Source organism: Arthrobacter sp. MYb23, from assembly GCF_002979775.1.
GTDB lineage: Bacteria > Actinomycetota > Actinomycetes > Actinomycetales > Micrococcaceae > Arthrobacter.
Window position 1 is genome coordinate 67,194 of sequence record NZ_PCPR01000002.1, and the last position, 16,684, is coordinate 83,877.

Annotated in this window: 12 protein-coding genes; 4 read left to right on the plus strand and 8 right to left on the minus strand. The window is 63.2% G+C overall.

Annotated features, from left to right (window positions below):
- Positions 1-45 precede the first annotated feature (45 nt).
- The 4 genes from CQ020_RS02730 to CQ020_RS02745 form a co-directional block, all read right to left on the minus strand.
- A complete protein-coding gene (locus tag CQ020_RS02730; RefSeq protein ID WP_105690458.1) occupies positions 46-822 on the minus strand; it encodes a fumarylacetoacetate hydrolase family protein in 777 nt (258 codons plus the stop codon).
- A 23-nt stretch (positions 823-845) separates the two neighbouring features.
- On the minus strand, positions 846-1,646 hold the full coding sequence (locus tag CQ020_RS02735; RefSeq protein ID WP_105690459.1) for an MBL fold metallo-hydrolase: 801 nt from the start codon (positions 1,644-1,646) through the stop codon (positions 846-848).
- Between the two features lie 245 nt (positions 1,647-1,891).
- A complete protein-coding gene (locus CQ020_RS02740) occupies positions 1,892-3,004 on the minus strand; it encodes a branched-chain amino acid aminotransferase (protein WP_105690460.1) in 1,113 nt (370 codons plus the stop codon).
- A 116-nt stretch (positions 3,005-3,120) separates the two neighbouring features.
- The gene (locus CQ020_RS02745) at positions 3,121-4,173 is read right to left on the minus strand and encodes a 3-isopropylmalate dehydrogenase (RefSeq protein WP_105690461.1); all 1,053 of its coding nucleotides are present in this window, start codon (positions 4,171-4,173) and stop codon (positions 3,121-3,123) included.
- Between the two features lie 182 nt (positions 4,174-4,355).
- Here CQ020_RS02745 and CQ020_RS02750 point away from each other — a divergent pair, with 182 nt between their 5' ends.
- The 4 genes from CQ020_RS02750 to CQ020_RS02765 all read left to right on the plus strand — a co-directional run bounded on the left by CQ020_RS02750 (position 4,356) and on the right by CQ020_RS02765 (position 9,579).
- Entirely contained in the window at positions 4,356-5,483 is a 1,128-nt protein-coding gene (locus tag CQ020_RS02750; protein ID WP_105690776.1) for a sensor histidine kinase, read from the plus strand.
- Positions 5,484-5,487: 4 nt separating this feature from the next.
- Positions 5,488-6,201, plus strand: a complete 714-nt coding sequence (locus CQ020_RS02755) for a response regulator transcription factor (RefSeq protein ID WP_105690462.1) — start codon at positions 5,488-5,490, stop codon at positions 6,199-6,201.
- A 111-nt stretch (positions 6,202-6,312) separates the two neighbouring features.
- Positions 6,313-7,107, plus strand: a complete 795-nt coding sequence (locus tag CQ020_RS02760) for an ABC transporter ATP-binding protein (protein ID WP_024817195.1) — start codon at positions 6,313-6,315, stop codon at positions 7,105-7,107.
- A 3-nt stretch (positions 7,108-7,110) separates the two neighbouring features.
- A complete protein-coding gene (locus tag CQ020_RS02765) occupies positions 7,111-9,579 on the plus strand; it encodes an ABC transporter permease (protein ID WP_105690463.1) in 2,469 nt (822 codons plus the stop codon).
- A gap of 116 nt (positions 9,580-9,695) precedes the next feature.
- Here the strand turns inward: CQ020_RS02765 and metG are convergent, their stop codons facing one another.
- From metG to serA, 4 genes are all read right to left on the minus strand, one after another.
- Positions 9,696-11,255, minus strand: coding sequence for a methionine--tRNA ligase (metG, locus tag CQ020_RS02770; protein ID WP_105690464.1), 1,560 nt, complete (start codon positions 11,253-11,255; stop codon positions 9,696-9,698).
- A 35-nt stretch (positions 11,256-11,290) separates the two neighbouring features.
- Entirely contained in the window at positions 11,291-12,046 is a 756-nt protein-coding gene (locus CQ020_RS02775; RefSeq protein WP_105690465.1) for an ABC transporter ATP-binding protein, read from the minus strand.
- Complete coding sequence (locus CQ020_RS02780; protein ID WP_105690466.1) at positions 12,043-14,853, minus strand: FtsX-like permease family protein; 2,811 nt, start codon at positions 14,851-14,853, stop codon at positions 12,043-12,045. Before CQ020_RS02780 ends, CQ020_RS02775 begins: the two co-directional genes overlap by 4 nt.
- A gap of 209 nt (positions 14,854-15,062) precedes the next feature.
- Positions 15,063-16,658, minus strand: a complete 1,596-nt coding sequence (gene serA, locus CQ020_RS02785; protein ID WP_024817200.1) for a phosphoglycerate dehydrogenase — start codon at positions 16,656-16,658, stop codon at positions 15,063-15,065.
- Between the last annotated feature and the right edge of the window lie 26 nt (positions 16,659-16,684).

A 16,684-nucleotide genomic window follows, 5' to 3' on the forward strand; every position in this document is an offset into this window, starting at 1 on the left:
TGAGAGGCGAGTACCGCCGTCGGGGTTCAACGACTGACGTGGAGCTTAGCGGCGAACCACCGGGTTGGAGAGCCGGCCGATGCCTTCGATCTCCACTTCGAAACGGTCGCCCTCATTGACCAGGCCTACACCGGCGGGGGTGCCGGTCATGATGACGTCGCCAGGAAGCAGCGTGAAGGCGTGCGAAACGATCGAGACGAGCTCGCGTACGCCACGGATCATCTGGCTGGTGCTGCCGTCCTGGCGAAGTTCACCGTTGAGGCGGCCCTGGATAGTCAGGTCCTCGTGGTCCAGATCGGTTTCGATCCACGGACCAAGTGGCGCGGAGGTGTCGAACCCCTTGGCCCGCGCCCACTGGAGATCAGTCTTTTGGACGTCGCGGGCAGTGAGGTCGTTGCCGCAGGTGTAGCCGAAGATGACGTCGTCCGCACGGTCCTCGGGAACGTCCTTGCAGATCCGGCCGATCACTACGCACAGCTCAGCCTCGAAGGAGACTTCCTCTGAGAACGCGGGAAGGATGATGGGATCGTTCGGGCCGATCACCGACGTGTTGGGCTTCAGGAACAGCAGCGGCTGCTGGGGAACCTCGTTGCCGAGCTCGGCAGCGTGCTCGGCGAAGTTGCGGCCGACGCCAATGACCTTGCTTCGGGGAATGATCGGAGCGAGGAGCCGCACGTCCTCAAGCTTGTGCTTCACGTGGGTACGTTCCACGCCGTTAAAGAAGGGGTCGCCGTTGATGACAGTGATTTCCTCACTGCCGGGCTCGCCTTCAACAACGCCGTAAAGGGGATCAGAATCAACTACAAACCGGGCGATACGCATGGGCTCAAGCCTACAGTCCGGGTCTAGCTTCGGAGGTAATCCAACTGGGCTGCGACGGAAGTCTCTGCCGCCCAGCGGACGGAGGCGGCGACGTCGGGGTAAACGGCATCAGTGACGGCGGGTATCGATGCATCCTGTCCCATGTTTTTCAGCGCCTCCCTGATCTGATCGAGGCGAAGTTCGCGGTGTTCGCGGTACTCGCGGCACTTTGCGTCCAGAGCCGGAAGCACAGGTCCGTGGGCTGGAAGCAAGGTTGCGGCGCCCAGTGCTTCCAGCTTGTCCAAGCTCGCAAGGTAGTCCCCCAGCCTGCCATCCGGGTAGTCCAGCACAGTGGTTCCGCGGCCCAGGATGGTATCGCCGGTCAGAACGGATCCGGTGGGGCCGTCATGAGGGAGATGGAAGCAGAGGGAATCGGACGTATGCCCCGGGGTCCCCACCACACGGATCTCCACGCCACCGGCCATCAGTACTTCGCCGTCCATCAGGGGTTCGCCACCGTGGCAATGCTCCGGCAACGCAGCGCGGACCGGCGCCCCGGTGATCTGGTGGAAACGCGCTGACGCCTCGGTATGGTCCGCGTGCCGATGCGTAATGAGGACCACCTCCACAACACCAGCCGATGCCAGCACGGCCAAGTGGTGTTCGTCTTCAGGGCCCGGGTCCACCACCGCTACGTGGCCGGAGCCCTGCACACCGATGACATAGGAATTGGTGCCGTCCAGACTCATCGGGCCCGGGTTCGGAGCCAATCGGAAGTGGGTGAGCTCGCTGCTGCGCCGCAAGGAAGAGGAGTCGCCAGTGGGTGAGTTACCGGGAGTCGCCATTGATTCTGAAGTCACCGTCCCATCTTGGCACTGAATACACGCTCTCTCACATCCCTAGCCCTTCCGGCCAACCGTCTCTCACCCCCCGCCGGGAAGTGATAGAGCGTCCGGCCCAAGCCCGAGGGAAGTGATAGAGCGTCCGGCCCAAGCCCGAGGGAAGTGGAAGAGCGTCCGGGAAGCAGAACAGCGGCCCTTCCGCCTGTTGCCAGATGGAAGGACCGCCGTCGTGTTGTGAGTTGCGTGGTTTAGACCAGGCGGGTCAGCCAGCCGTGGGTGTCCTCCACGGTTCCGGTCTGGATGCCCAGGAGCTGCTCGCGGATGGCCATGGTGGTTTCGCCCGCCTTGGCGTCCTCGGCACCGATGAACTCGGTGGCATCCTTGAGCACGCCAATCGGCGTGATCACTGCTGCGGTGCCGCAAGCGAAGACCTCGGTGATCTCGCCGGAAGCGACGCCTTCACGCCACTCGTCCAGGGTGATCTTCCGCTCGGTGACTTCACGGCCCATGTCCTTGGCCACCTGGATGACGGACATGCGCGTCACGCCTTCCAGGATGGTGCCGCTGAGGGCGGGAGTGACCAGGGAACCGTCCTTCATGACGAAGAAGACGTTCATGCCGCCGAGTTCTTCCACGGCGTCGTCGTTGAAGTGGTCCAGGAAGAGCACCTGCTTGCAGCCGTTCGCTTCGGCTTCCTGCTGTGCGATCAGCGATGCTGCATAGTTGCCGCCACACTTGGCCGCACCGGTTCCGCCGCGGCCCGCACGGGCGTATTCACGGGAGATCCAGATGGAGACAGGCTTGAGCTCGCCACCGAAGTAGTTGCCGGCGGGCGAAGCAATAACGCGGAAGGAAACTTCGCGGGCGGCCCGGACTCCAAGGAATGCCTCGGTGGCAATCATGAACGGGCGCAGGTACAGGGCTTCGCCGTCGCCGGACGGAACCCATTCCTGGTCTGCCTGCACGAGTTCCCGGATGGCGCCCAGGAAGTACTCCTCGGGCAGCTCAGGAAGGGCCAGGCGGCGGGCGGACTTGTTCAGGCGTGCCGCGTTGGCTTCGGGCCTGAACGTCCAAACGGATCCGTCGGCGTGGCGGTAGGCCTTGAGTCCTTCGAAGATCTCCTGGCCGTAGTGCAGGACCGCGGCCGAGGGGTCCAGGGAAATGGGTCCGTAGGGCTCGATCCGGGCGTTCTGCCAACCGCCATTGCCATCGGCGTCAACTTTGTAGTCGACGACGGCGGTGTGGTCGGTGAAGTAGTCGCCAAATCCCGGGTTCGCCAGGACGGCTGCACGCTCCTCAGCAGATTTCGGTGTTTCCGAAAGCTGCTGGCTGAATTCGACGCCATGGGCAGTCTGAGTCATGTTTCCTCCACAGTCAGCTACCTGGCAGTGCGAACCGGCCCAAAAGGGTGTGGTTCAGCGATGGACCAGGGAAGCAGGTAAATAATTCAAGACAAGCTTACGCCTGAGTATTGGGCCTAAAGTGCGGCCGCAATAGCGTCGCCAATGGCAGCTGTGCTGCGTGGCTCGCCGGTGCGGCTCTCGACGTCGGCGACTACTGCCGCTTCGATCTTTCGGGCCGCCGTGGTGTAGCCAAGGTGGTCCAGGAGGAGCACTGCGGAGAGGATGGCCGCGGTGGGGTCGGCTTTCTGCTGACCGGCGATATCCGGAGCGGAGCCATGGACGGGCTCAAACATGGACGGTGCTGTGCGGTCCATGTTGATGTTGCCCGATGCCGCCAGGCCAATGCCACCGGTAACGGCAGCAGCGAGGTCGGTGAGAATGTCGCCGAAGAGGTTGTCGGTGACAATGACATCAAATCGGGAGGGCTCGGTCACCATGAAGATGGTGGCTGCGTCGATGTGCAGGTAGTCGTGGGTGACCTCGGGAAATTCCTGGGCCACGGCCTCGACAGTCCGCTTCCACAGGTGCCCGGCAAACACGAGCACGTTGTGCTTGTGGACAAGAGTGACGTGCTTGCGGGGACGTTCGCTGGCACGGCGGAAGGCGTCACGGACAACACGCTCCACGCCGTGGGCGGTATTGAGGGATACCTCGGTGGCAACCTCGTGCGGCGTACCGCCACGCAAGGTGCCGCCGTTGCCCACATAGGGACCTTCGGTACCTTCCCGGACCACGATGAAGTCGATGGTGCCGGGGTTGGCCAAGGGGCTGCCGACGGTGCCGTAGAGGCGGGACGGGCGGAGGTTCACAAAGTGGTCAAGGCTGAAACGGAGCTTGAGCAGCATCTCGCGTTCAATGATGCCGGACGGGATTCGGGTATCGCCGGGGGCAGCGCCCACTGCACCAAAGAGGATGGCATCGCGGGTACGCAGATCTGCCAGGACCTCGTCCGGGAGCGTCTCGCCAGTCTCAAGCCAGTGCTGGGCACCGAGCTTGTAGTTGGTCAGCTCAAGGGCGACGCCTTCGGCGGCGACGGCCTTTTCGAGGACCTTGACAGCTTCAGCGATGACCTCTGGGCCAATGCCGTCGCCAGGGATGACAGCGAGATTGATGGACGTTGCACTCATAGCTCTATCTAGCCAAGCAATCCACATGCTGGTCAAAATCGTCTCATTCTGCGAACACTCTACGTCGCACTGATTCAGACCACGGCATGATGCCCGTCCCCGGACCAAGAGCATAGAGTCGTAGCGTGGACAGAAGGCACGCAATATATGAATGGTTCCGGATCAACCGCTTCAAAGTGGATATGACGGCGACGTCCTTGCTGATCCTCCTTTTCGGTCCGGTCTATCTTCTTGCCTCACGGCCCTGGCTTTTTGTCCTTTCCTGCAGCCTGCTGCTTCCGCTGGCGTGGCGACGCACGCGCCCAGCCGTGGCGGCCGGCGTCGTAATCCTGGTGTGCCTGATCCAATGGGCGGTGGGTTCCGAGCCCGTGGCCGGCCAAATCGCAGTCCCCCTGATTATTTATGCCACCGCGGCCTACGGGCCGGCGTGGGCAAGCCGCACAGTCCTGGTGGCCGGAATGCTGGGCGGCATTATGCTGACCACGCGTGAGTACTCCAGCACTGCCGAGTCCGGCATTATGGGGCTCACTATCGGGGCCCTCTACACGGTGTTGATTTGGATGCTGGTGCTGGTGAGCTGGACCTTGGGCGACCTCACCCGGGTGCGCCGGCTCCAACTTCAGGCACTGGAGGACCGTACCCGAAGGCTCGAGGTGGAACAGCAGCAGGAGCGCCAGCTGGCCGCGGCCGACGAACGCTCGCACATTGCGAGGGAAATGCATGACATTGTTGCCCACTCGCTGTCCGTCATCATCACCCAGGCGGACGGCGCACGGTACGCGGCCGCGGCGAAACCGGAGCTCGCCACCGAAGCCCTGGCCACCATCGCGGCCACGGGCAGGGACTCGCTGGGTGAAATGCGGCGGCTGCTTGGCGTCCTCCGCTCCGACGACGACTCCCCTACCCGCCCGCAACCGCGGTTGTCGGACCTGGATGAACTCCTGCTCGGCTTCCGTGCAGCCACTCTCCAGGTCACCTTTGAGCAGATCGGAGCGGCCCGCCGGGCGCTTCCCGCCGGCGCCGAGCTGACGGCCTACCGCATCATTCAGGAAGCTCTCACCAACGTCATGAAGCACGCCGGCCCCAAAGCAGTGGCTGGTGTCACCCTGACCTGGCAGGCCCGCGGCCTGCAACTGGACATCGTCGACGACGGCCGCGGCGCCGCCGCTGATCCGCCGTCGGCCGGGGGCGGCAACGGCCTGCGGGGAATGGGCGAGCGGGTCTCCCTCTACGATGGTTCCTTGGCCGCAGGTCCTGAACAGGGCGGCGGTTTCCGTGTGTCCGCTTTCATCCCCTACTCGGAGGCCTAAAACCATGTCTGACGTTCCTGCACCCATCCGGGTGGCCCTGGTTGATGACCAGCATTTGGTCCGTTCGGGTTTTGGCATGCTGATCAATTCGCAGCCGGACCTTGAAGTGGTTGCCGAGGCTGGCAACGGGATGGAGGCTGTCCAAGCGCTCAGCGCCACCGCAGCCGACGTGGTCCTGATGGATGTCCGGATGCCCGGGATGGACGGCATCGAAGCAACCCGGCGCATTCTGGAGCAGGCAGCTGCACAGCCATCGGGTTCCCAGCGGGCCGAGATCAAGATTGTTGTGCTGACCACCTTCGACCTCGATGAGTACGCCTTGGCCGCAATCCAGGCAGGTGCCAGCGGGTTCCTCCTGAAGGATGCCCCACCCGAAGAGCTCCTTGAGGCCATCCGCACCGTCTACCGGGGAGACGCCGTGATTGCGCCGTCCACCACCCGCCGCTTGCTGGACCACGTGGCGCCGCTCCTGAGGACGCAGACTCCCGAGCAGAGTGAGCACGCTGCAGCAGTGGAACGCCTCACGGCCCGCGAGCGCGAGGTCTTCCAGCTGATCGCGCAGGGTCAGTCGAATCCTGAGATCGCGGCGGGACTGTTCCTTTCAGAGGCGACGGTGAAGACCCATGTGGGCCATATCCTGGCGAAGCTCGGCGCACGGGATCGGGTGCAAGTAGTGGTCATCGCCTACGAGACCGGCGTAGTGGCCCCCGGGACCTAGGCTGTTCATACCGGCCGGCCTCCAAACTCAGACCACGGTATGAGCAAGCTCCCGGGATAATGGGACCGCGGCCCGATCCCGCAGGCGTGCGCTGAAACATAGCGTGGAAACATGACAACTTTCACGTCCCTCCCCCACCCGTCAGGATCCGGCCGGCCGTCCGGTTCGAGCGGCGCCACGGCCCGCCCGGCCGTCGAGGCTTTCAAGCTCACCAAAAGTTACGGCCGTGCGGATACCACCGTGACTGCCCTGAACGAGGTGTCGGTGAGTTTCGACGCCGGCAAGTTCACTGCCATCATGGGGCCCTCCGGTTCGGGCAAGTCAACGCTCATGCATTGCCTGGCTGGCCTGGATACCGCGGATTCTGGAAGGATTGTGCTGGGCGGCACGGAACTCACGGGCCTCAACGACCGTCAACTGACAGCGCTTCGCCGCGAGCGGATCGGCTTCGTTTTCCAGGCGTTCAACCTGGTGCCCACCTTGACTGCCGAGCAGAACATCACGCTTCCGCTCGCATTGGCCGGAACCCAGGCCGACGCCGGATGGTTGGACACTGTTGTCAGCACCCTGGGACTGAAGGACCGGCTGAAGCACCGTCCCCACGAGCTTTCCGGGGGCCAGCAGCAGCGTGTGGCTGTTGCCCGGGCATTGCTGACCCGGCCCGACGTCGTGTTCGGAGACGAACCCACCGGCAACCTGGACTCGAAGGCCGGCGGAGAAGTCCTGGCCCTCCTGCGCAGGAGCAGCCAGGAGATGGGCCAAACCATCATCATGGTGACGCACGATCCCGTCGCTGCCAGCTATGCGGACCGCGTGGTGTTGATGAGCGACGGCGGTCTGGTAGGCGAGATCCACGATCCCACCGCCGACTCTGTTCTGACCGCCCTCGGCAAGCTGGGGGCCTGAGGCATGTTGCGTGTTGCCGTCTCCCAATTGACGACGCATTTCCGGCGGTTCGTTGCTATCGGCCTGGCCGTGATGCTGTCCGTCATGTTCCTCTCCTCCACCCTCATGGTGGGCGCGAGTACCAATGCATCGCTGGGTGCAAGCATTGGTGAGGCCTACCGGAACGCCGACCTCGTTGCCACGTCCAAGAACGGTGAAGCTTGTACCCAAGCTGCAGTGGATGCTGCCGCTTCGTCCCCCGCTGTGGAAGACAGCTATGCGGAGCGATCCACCTACGTGACGTTCGAGGCCGGCGGCGGGGAGCAGTACGGACGGCTCCGGAACCTGGCCCCCGCATCCTTGGAAGGCGCCGTCCTTTCTTCCGGTTCCCTGCCTTCGAAGGCGCTGGAGGCAGCGATTGACGTCAAGACGGCAGGGCACCTTGGCCTTTCCGTCGGCAGCACCTTGGAGTTGCACGGTGCCGGGCCGGTCAAGAACGCCAAGGTGACCATTACTGGCCTGATCCAATCCACCAACGATCCTTTCTCGTCCTCGGCGGCCCAGTTGCTTGCTTCCGAATCTGTGCTGAATGCGGCCCAGGATGCGGGGGCCGGGTTCGCTGGCCTCCAATTCGCGCTGAAGCCCGGAGAAGACGTGTCGGCGGCCAAGGACTACATCGTCCGCCGCATGGAAGCCGCGGGTGCCGTTGACCCCGTCGTGGAGACTGCCCAGGAAAAGGTCACCTCCACGGTGGCCATGCTGAGCGCCGGTCAGGACCAGCTGACGGTTGTGCTGCTTGCCTTCGCCGGCGTCGCGATCCTGGTTTCCACGCTGGTGGTTGCCAACACCTTCTCAGTCCTGGTTGCGCAACGGACCAGGGAGCTAGCGCTCCTGCGCTGTCTGGGTGCCGGTCGGTCGCAGATCCGTGGTTCTGTCATGCTCGAGGCGTTCGTGGTCGGATTCGTATCCTCGGTGCTGGGCGTCCTTGCGGCCACCGGCCTGATGACTGGATTGATTGCCTGGGCCAAGTCCCAACCCGAGCAAGCCTTCGCGACGCTGGCGGTGCCGCCGTCGGCCATCATTGCCGGCTTGGTTGCCGGAACTCTGCTGACCGTGGTGGCGGCTCTCGTGCCTGCGAAGGCAGCCACCGCCGTCGCGCCTCTTGCCGCCCTCCGGCCTGCTGATGACGCATCCGTGCGGAACCGGCGCGGCAAGGTCCGGCTGGTCCTGGGCCTGGCAGCCCTGGTGGGTGGCGCCGCCCTGCTGGTGTACGGCAGCCTCAACGTCTCCCTTCCCCTTGCGTTGCTGGGTGGTGCGGCTTCCTTCGTGGGCATCCTGCTCTGCTCCACGCTGTTCATCCCCACGGTGGTTGCCTTGGCCGGGCGCCTGGCCGCGCCGGCCGGCGTCCCGGGTAAGCTCGCTGCCGTCAACGCCACCCGCAACCCCGCCCGGACCTCGGCTACCGCGGCCGCGCTGTTGATTGGCGTCACTTTGGTGTCCCTGATGATGACCGGTGCGGCCACGTCCCGGCAGGCCTTCAACGACACCCTGGCCGAAAACTACCCGGTGGACCTTTCCGCACAGACCGCCGTGGATGGCGCACGCGATTCCGGCGATGCCCTCTCCCGAATCAAGGCGCTCGACGGCGTCAGCGCTGCTGTCCTGCTCAAACCGGTGGGAACACTGGTTGATGCCACCACACCCGACGGCGGCAGCACCATTTACAGCCTCACGGCCGCAGACGCAGCTTCGGTGCTCCGCGACAACCACGTCAAGCCGGTTCCGGGTACGGTCTACCTGCCTGAAGACTCCCCTGAGGGCCCCGCCACGATCACGACGGCGGCCGGCAGCGTTTCACTCGACGCCAAGGTTCTGCGGACCCGCCACGTCCCGGCCTTCGTGGAAAGTGCCACCATCTCCTCCGCCCCGCTGCCGGAAACACCGGCCATGGTGTGGGTGAAGCTGGACGACACCGTGTCAGCAGACCGCGTCCAGGCCATCCAGAAGGAGATGGCAAGCGCACTTGGCGTGCAGGAGCGCACCGTCAGCGGAGCTGCGATCGAGCGGGTGACGTTCAACAGCATCATCGACGTCCTGCTGCTGGTGGTTACAGGGCTGCTCGGCGTGGCAGTGGTTATTGCCCTGATCGGCGTGGCCAACACCCTGTCCCTCTCGGTCCTGGAACGGACACGGGAAAACTCGCTCCTCCGGGCGCTTGGCCTGACCAGAGGGCAACTGCGCGGGATGCTGGCCATCGAGGCTGTGCTCGTGGCAGGTGTGGCAGCGATCATGGGCGCAGGCATGGGCATCGTTTACGGATGGCTTGGAGCGCAGGCCACCCTTGGTGGTGTGGCAACCGTGGTGCCGTCGGTGCCATGGCTGCAACTGGCTGCGGTCTTTGGTGTGGCGGTGATCGCCGGGCTCCTGGCTTCGGTGATCCCTGCCCGGCGTGCGGCACGTTTGTCGCCCGTCGAGGGGCTCGCTACAGCCTAAGCCCCGACGCTCCATCAGCTAATCACCCTAAAACAGAAACGCTCTCTCACCTCCCCGGATAGACCGGAAGGAAGTGAGAGAGCGTTTCTTGTTTACGGCTGTGAGGTGAGGGAGGGTTATGCCTCGGCGGGTTCTTCGTACCGAGGGAAGACCGGGGCAGGTGCCGGCAGCGCCGTCCCTGCGACCAAGGGAGTCGCGATTGCGGCGAACTGGCGGGCCTCGCCCTCCGGCTGGCCGAGCACCTCAAGGAACTTGGCCGACGACGACGGCATGACCGGCTGTGCGAGGATCGCCACGATGCGGACAACTTCCAAAGTGACGTAAAGGACCGTGTTCATGCGGTCGATGTCCGTCTTGCGCAGCACCCACGGAGCCTGCTCTGCGAAGTACGCGTTGGTATCGCCGAGGACGGTCCAGATGGCTTCCAGGGCACGGCTGAATTCCTGTTTGTCGAACGCTGCACGGGCAGTTTCCAGCAACGCACCGGCCTGTGCCAGCAGAGCGTCATCCTCTCCTGTGAAAGCGCCGGGTACGGGAACCTTGCCCTCGCAGTTCTTCGCCACCATGGACAGCGAACGCTGGGCAAGATTTCCGAAGTTGTTGGCGAGATCCGAGTTCATCCGTCCCACGATGGCTTCGTGGTTGTAGTTGCCGTCCGCACCAAACGGAACTTCGCGGAGGAAGAAGTAGCGGCACTGGTCCAGGCCGTACTGCGCCACGAAGTCCTGCGGAGCCACCACGTTGCCCAAGGACTTGGACATCTTCACGCCGTTGTTGGTGAGGAATCCGTGGATCATGACGCGCTTGGGCAGTTCCAGGCCGGCGCTCATGAGGAAGGCGGGCCAGTAGATGGCGTGGAAGCGCGAGATGTCCTTGCCGATCACGTGGACGTCAGCGGGCCAGAACTTCTTGAAGGATTCGGACTCGATGTCCGGGTAGCCCACACCAGTCAGGTAATTGGTCAGGGCGTCAACCCAGACATACATGACGTGCTTCTCATCGCCCGGGACAGGCACGCCCCAGTCGAAGGTAGTGCGGCTGATGGACAGGTCTTCCAGACCACGCCGGACGAAGCTGATGACCTCATTGAAGCGGGATTGCGGCGCACCGAACTCGGGCTGCTCCTCATAGAGGGCAAGGAGCTTCTCCTGATAATTGGAGAGCCGGAAGAAGTAGCTCTCCTCGGCAGTCCAGGTGACCAGGGTGTCCGTCTCCTTGGAGTAGCGGAGCCCGTCCTCCTTCACCACGGTGTCGTCCTCGACGTAATAAGCTTCGTCGCGGACGGAGTACCAGCCCTCGTATTTGGACAGGTAGATATCGCCGTTGGCTTCCATCTTCTTCCAGATGGCCTGGGAAGCAGCGTAATGGTCCTGATCCGTGGTGCGGATGAAGCGGTCGTGGGAGATCCCCAAGTCCCGGCTCATCTGCTGGAAGGCTGCCGAGTTGCGGTCAGCCAGCTGCTTGGCAGTGATGCCTTCCTTCTCGGCTGACTGCTGCATCTTGAGCCCGTGCTCGTCCGTTCCTGTCATGAAGAACACTTCATGGCCATCGAGGCGCTTGAAGCGTGCCATGGCATCAGTCGCAATGACCTCGTAAGCGTGGCCGATGTGCGGCACGCCATTGGGGTAGCTGATTGCGGTGGTGATGTAGAACGGGGATTTCTCTGGAGACGTCACTCTAAGAAGTTACCTTTTTTTGGGATGAAATAGCTTTAGTTAAGTTCGGTCAGCGTATCGCTGAGCCGCACCAGCTCGTGGTCGTGGGAGGCAACCATAACGGCAATGCCATCGCTGGTGGTGTCCTTAAGAATGCCGATGATCCGGTTGGCTGCCGCACGGTCGAGGCTGGCAGTGGGCTCATCCACCACCAATACGCGGGTTCCCAGGATCAGGGCACGGGCAATGGCTACGCGCTGGCGTTCACCACCGGAAAGCTGCGCTGGACGGTGACGCATGCGGCGCCCGAGGCCCACCAGGTCCAGGAGGTCCTTGGCCATCTCGGTCCGCTGCTCCACTTCGCCATCGGGCACGGCGGGGAGCAGGACGTTTTCCAGCGCGCTCATGCCGTCGATCAAGGCGCCGCCCTGATCCACGTAACCGATCAATGCCCGGCGGCGGTCCGCGATCTCGTCATCGCCCATGGTGTCCAGGGGCTGGCCCTCCCAGAAGACCTTGCCCGACGTCGGGAGCGTCAGTCCGGCACTCACCGTCAGGATGCTGGTCTTACCGGAGCCGCTTCGGCCTGCAATACAGTGCATCTCACCGGCGTGCAGGGTGAGATTGAAGTCATCGACGACGTCGACTTCTTCGGCCCCGCCTTTATCGCCGCCGTAGTGGATGGTGACCCGGCTCAGTTCCAAGGGTGTTGCGTGATCCGTGGCCCTCACGATGGTGTTGGCGCGGGTCTGCAATGACTCGTCCGCGGATTCCGGGGTGGCCGTCAGCTCGGGGTTGAGGTTGTCAGTCATTTGACTACTTTCGTTGCAATCGGAATCCAGCAAATTACGGCCAGCAGACCGGCCAGCCCGGCCCAGAGAGCCGCGTAGGGAGCCAGGAGCAATCCCAGCCCCAGGGCACCGAGGACACCCAGCGGAAGTGCCACTGTGCCCACAAGTGCGTTTTCAAAGAAGCGGACCTGGCCCAGCATGTCCGGGTTCCATCCCATGGCACGCAAAGTACCGAGGTACTCCCGTTTGGCATGGAGTTCGAAACGGCCGGTGACCAACGTCAGGAGCAGACCAACCACCACACCGAAGACAGCGAGGATGACGCTTGGCAAGGCGATGCTTGCCGCGGCCAGACCACTCAAGGCACTGGCGCCGGCTGCCCGGGGAATGTCGATCAGGAGCGCAATGAGGGCACCCACCGCTGCCCCGAACACACCCACCGCCACTGCCAGGGAGATCGAGTTGAATCGGTTGGTGGTCAGCTGCCTGTTGGCGAACGTCAGAGGCGAGTCCACGGTCACCAGGCGCTCGTCGTGCTGCGGTTCCTGATCAATCACCACGCGGTGGCGCAACTGCTGAGCTGCCAGCAATGCAGCACCACTGTAGATGACAAGCATGGTCACAGAGACAATCACGGTGGCTATGTTCCAGCTCAGCAAGCTGAGCACAAGACCGGCAGCAGCGAGGGCTGCGGCCCCTACGGCGAACTCCTCCAGGACCCAGGACCGGATGCGTTTCTGAGTCCAACCCATGGCGCGGAGGATTCCGGCTTCACTCCTGCGCTGACGGATATAGCTCACGGTGGACGCACCTGTCAGGAGCGTGGCACCAAGAAGTGTCAGGAACAGCAGAGTGATGTTGGTTCCGGTGAGGGAGCCGGAGACGGCGTCTGCCGCGTCCTGGCGCACCCACGACTGCAGGACAGTGCCCAGCGGCGATTCCTTGCCGGCGTCGTCCTTGCTGTAGCCGGGGACAAAGATGTTGGCGTCTTCACGGGCGGATCCAGCCACGACAGTGGCTTCAAGGCCGAGCTCGCGGATCTGGGTGGCAAGTTTCTCCACCTCGGGCTGTGCCGTTTTCCAGTTGCCGCTTGCTGATGCCTTGACCCGGATGGCGTCAATGACGTCGGCGTTGCTGTCGTAACCACGCGCGGCTGCCAGGCCGTAGTAGTCGGTGATGGCGCCGGCGGACTGGCTGACCAGACCCGTAGCGCTCAGGGACGGCTTCAGTTCCGTGCCCGCCACCTCTTTGCCCTCAGCGTCCTTGCTGAGGGTCATGGGTGTGGGGTCGTAGCCGCCCAAGGGAAGCTTGTTGACATCACCGGCAGCAGACTTCACCGCGGCAGGGTCAAAGGTTCCATAAACCATGGGCAGCGGCGTAGCCGGCTTCTTGCCCGTTTCAAGGTCTTCACGATAGGAACGCTCGTCAACCGGCTTCCGTTGCGTCTGGTCCACGGCCGCTCCGAAGGAGGATTTCTCAGGCAGGCGGTTCACCGTTACCCAGTCCCCCGGCGTGGCACTCTTATCCGTTGCGCCGTTGGCGGCTTCATCGCCGTCCTGGTACTGCGGAGCGGCGGCAAATGCGGTGCTCCAAGTGGCCGGGTTGTACAGGCCCTGGCTGAAGGAAGCCGTACTGCCCAGCAATTGGCTGTGGTCAGTGGAACCCGGCCATTCAAGGGCGAACGGGGACTTGGACACGAACGGGAGGTAGTCCTTGTCCAAGGACCGCGTTACGGTGCCAACCTCGTTGACCACCTTGCCGCTTGCGTCAAGTTCCTCGATCTTCACCGAGTACTGAAGGTCAAGGGAAGTGCCGGAACGGACAATCAGCGGAATGGCTTGGGAATCATCAGTCAACAGGCCGTCACGCTTGGCTTGCTGGTACTGAGTCATCAACGGCGCCCAGTACTTGAGCTTGACGCCCAGGAAATCCGGCCCTTCTTCCAACTGGTCCATGCTGAGGCCGGTGGTGAAGAGACTTTCGAAGTGGCGTCCGATGGCGCCGGCGTCACGCGCGTCTGCCGGAGGAGCCTTCTCCAGCGGTGCAAGGAAATCCCCCGCAGAGCCCAGGAGCGCGCGCTCAGCGGCCGGGTCGACGGCGACGACGGATTCTGTCACCTCAGGCGCCAGGGGAAGCGCCACGGAGAGGTTGAACAGATTGTGCTCCGAGCCCAGTGCGGGGGCCGGGAACTTGACCCCGGTCTCGCCCTCGGGGCCGGCGATGCGGACGTTGGTGCCACCCGCTGTCTGTTCCTGAATCAGGCGGCCCTTGCCCAAGGTACCTTCGGCACTGGTCTTGAAAAGCGTCTGTTGGTTCACGCCGTCAGAGCTCGTGGCGGAGGCAGTAAGACGGTACTTCTTGGGGGAATCGGACAATACGGATTCCGCTGCAGGCCACTTGCTGGAATCCATGGCGGAGGGGTCCCCCGCAGTTACTGCACCGGCGAGTCCTGAGTTGTACCCCAGGTAGTCCATGGCATTGAGGCGTGGGGCCTCAAGGTTCTGCGAGACACGCGAGACCAGGCTGATGGGCGCAGCCACGGCCGTTTGGCCCATGGTCCGGATCTTCTCCAGCTGTTCAAAGCTGATGCCGCCCTGGCCGTTGGCGATTTCCGGCTGGATCAATGCACCGCCGTCGCCATCTTGTGACTGATCAGGCTTGGCCTGGACCAGGATGTCGTAGAGTCCCCGCGAGTTCTCATCCACTGTCCTGTTCAGAGCCGCCTGTGACTGGCTCTGGACGAGGACGGACAAGCACATGGCGACGATCAAAATGGCCGCGGTCAGCAGCAGCACACGGCTTCTGATGAACCTTTGGACGGCGTTCATTGGGCTCCCTGAGACCTTGATTGCGGGCGCGCACACATTCTCCGTGATTCCTCAAAAGACACAGAGGAATACCGGGCTGTGTGTGCAAAAAGTTGTGGCCGGCCTGCTGCCGGGTCCGAATCCCGGACCCAGCCATTGTAAGCAGACCGGCCACTCCTGCGTGCCAAGGTGTGTCGCCGGCACGCGAACCTAACTGATGGGAATCAGTGCTAGTCCTCCAGGTCCACTTCACGGACCATCTCTGCGCCGATACCTGCCTTGATGGCTTCCAGCACCTGCTGCGGAACGGAACTGTCGATGGTCAGGAGCGCCAGGACCTGGCCGCCTTCGGTCTGGCGTGCCACCTGCATCCCGCCGATGTTGATGTTGTTCATGCCCAGGATGTGGCCAATGGTGCCAATCACGCCCGGACGGTCGGCGTAGGCCACAACAACCAGGTGTTCACTGATGGGAATCTCGACGTCATACCCGTTGACTCCCACAAGCTTCTCAACCTGCTTGGGACCCGTCAGGGTTCCGGCAACGGAGATCTGGGAACCATCGCTGAGGGCACCACGGATGGTCAGGACGTTACGGTAGTCCTCTGCGTCCGGGGTGGTGATGAGACGGGTGTTGATGCCGCGCTGTTCGGCGATCACGGGGGCATTGACGTAGGAGACCTGCTCTGTGACAACGTCCGCAAAAACGCCCTTCAGTGCCGCAAGTTCGAGCACCTTGACGTCCAGTGCGGCAATTTCACCGGCCACCTCGACGTCGATCTGTGTCAACGAGGCGTGGGTGAGCGCAGTGAAGATGCGCCCCAGCTTCTCGATCAACGGGATACCCGGCCGCACGTCCGGAGCGATGACCCCGCCGGCGACGTTCACAGCATCGGGCACCAGTTCGCCGGCAAGTGCCAAGCGAACCGACTTGGCCACCGAAACACCGGCCTTCTCCTGTGCTTCGTCAGTGGAGGCACCCAGGTGCGGGGTCACAATGACGTTGTCGAACTCGAAGAACGGCAGGTCCGTGCTGGGCTCCTTGACGAAGACGTCAACGCCGGCTCCGGCGATCTGGCCCTCCTTCAACGCAATGTGAAGTGCTTCCTCGTCCACGAGACCACCGCGGGCCACGTTGACCACGTAAGCGGTTTCCTTCATCTTGCGGAAGGCATCGGCCCCGAGCATCCCCACCGTTTCCGGTGTCTTGGGCATGTGGATGGTGATGAAGTCTGAATTCTCCAGAAGTTCATCCAAGGTCACCAGCTGGACGCCCAGCTGGGCCGCGCGGGCAGAAGTGATGTAGGGGTCGTACGCCAGGATCTGGGTATCGAAGCCCTGCAGACGCGCCGCCACCAATGCGCCGATGCGACCCAATCCGATGATGCCGATCTTCTTTTCGAAGAGTTCGATTCCGGTGTACTTGGAGCGCTTCCACTCACCGTTCTTCAACGCAGAGCTGGCCTGCGGAATGTGGCGGGCGAGGCTGAGGATGTGGCCAACCGTGAGCTCTGCGGCGGAGACAATGTTGGACGTCGGGGCGTTGACCACCATGACGCCTGCCTGCGTGGCAGCCTTGATGTCCACGTTGTCCAGGCCCACGCCTGCACGGGCGATGACCTTGAGGTTCTTTGCCGCAGCGATCGCTTCAGCATCTACTTGGGTAGCCGAGCGGACCAGGATGGCGTCGACGTCGGCAATGGCGGACAGCAGCTGGGAACGGTCGGCGCCGTCGGTCTGTCGGATTTCAAAGTCCGGGCCCAATGCCTCGACTGTGGCGGGCGAAAGTTCCTCGGCGAGGAGGACGACGGGTTTGCTGGCTGACACGGGGAGGCACCTTACTTTGGACAACT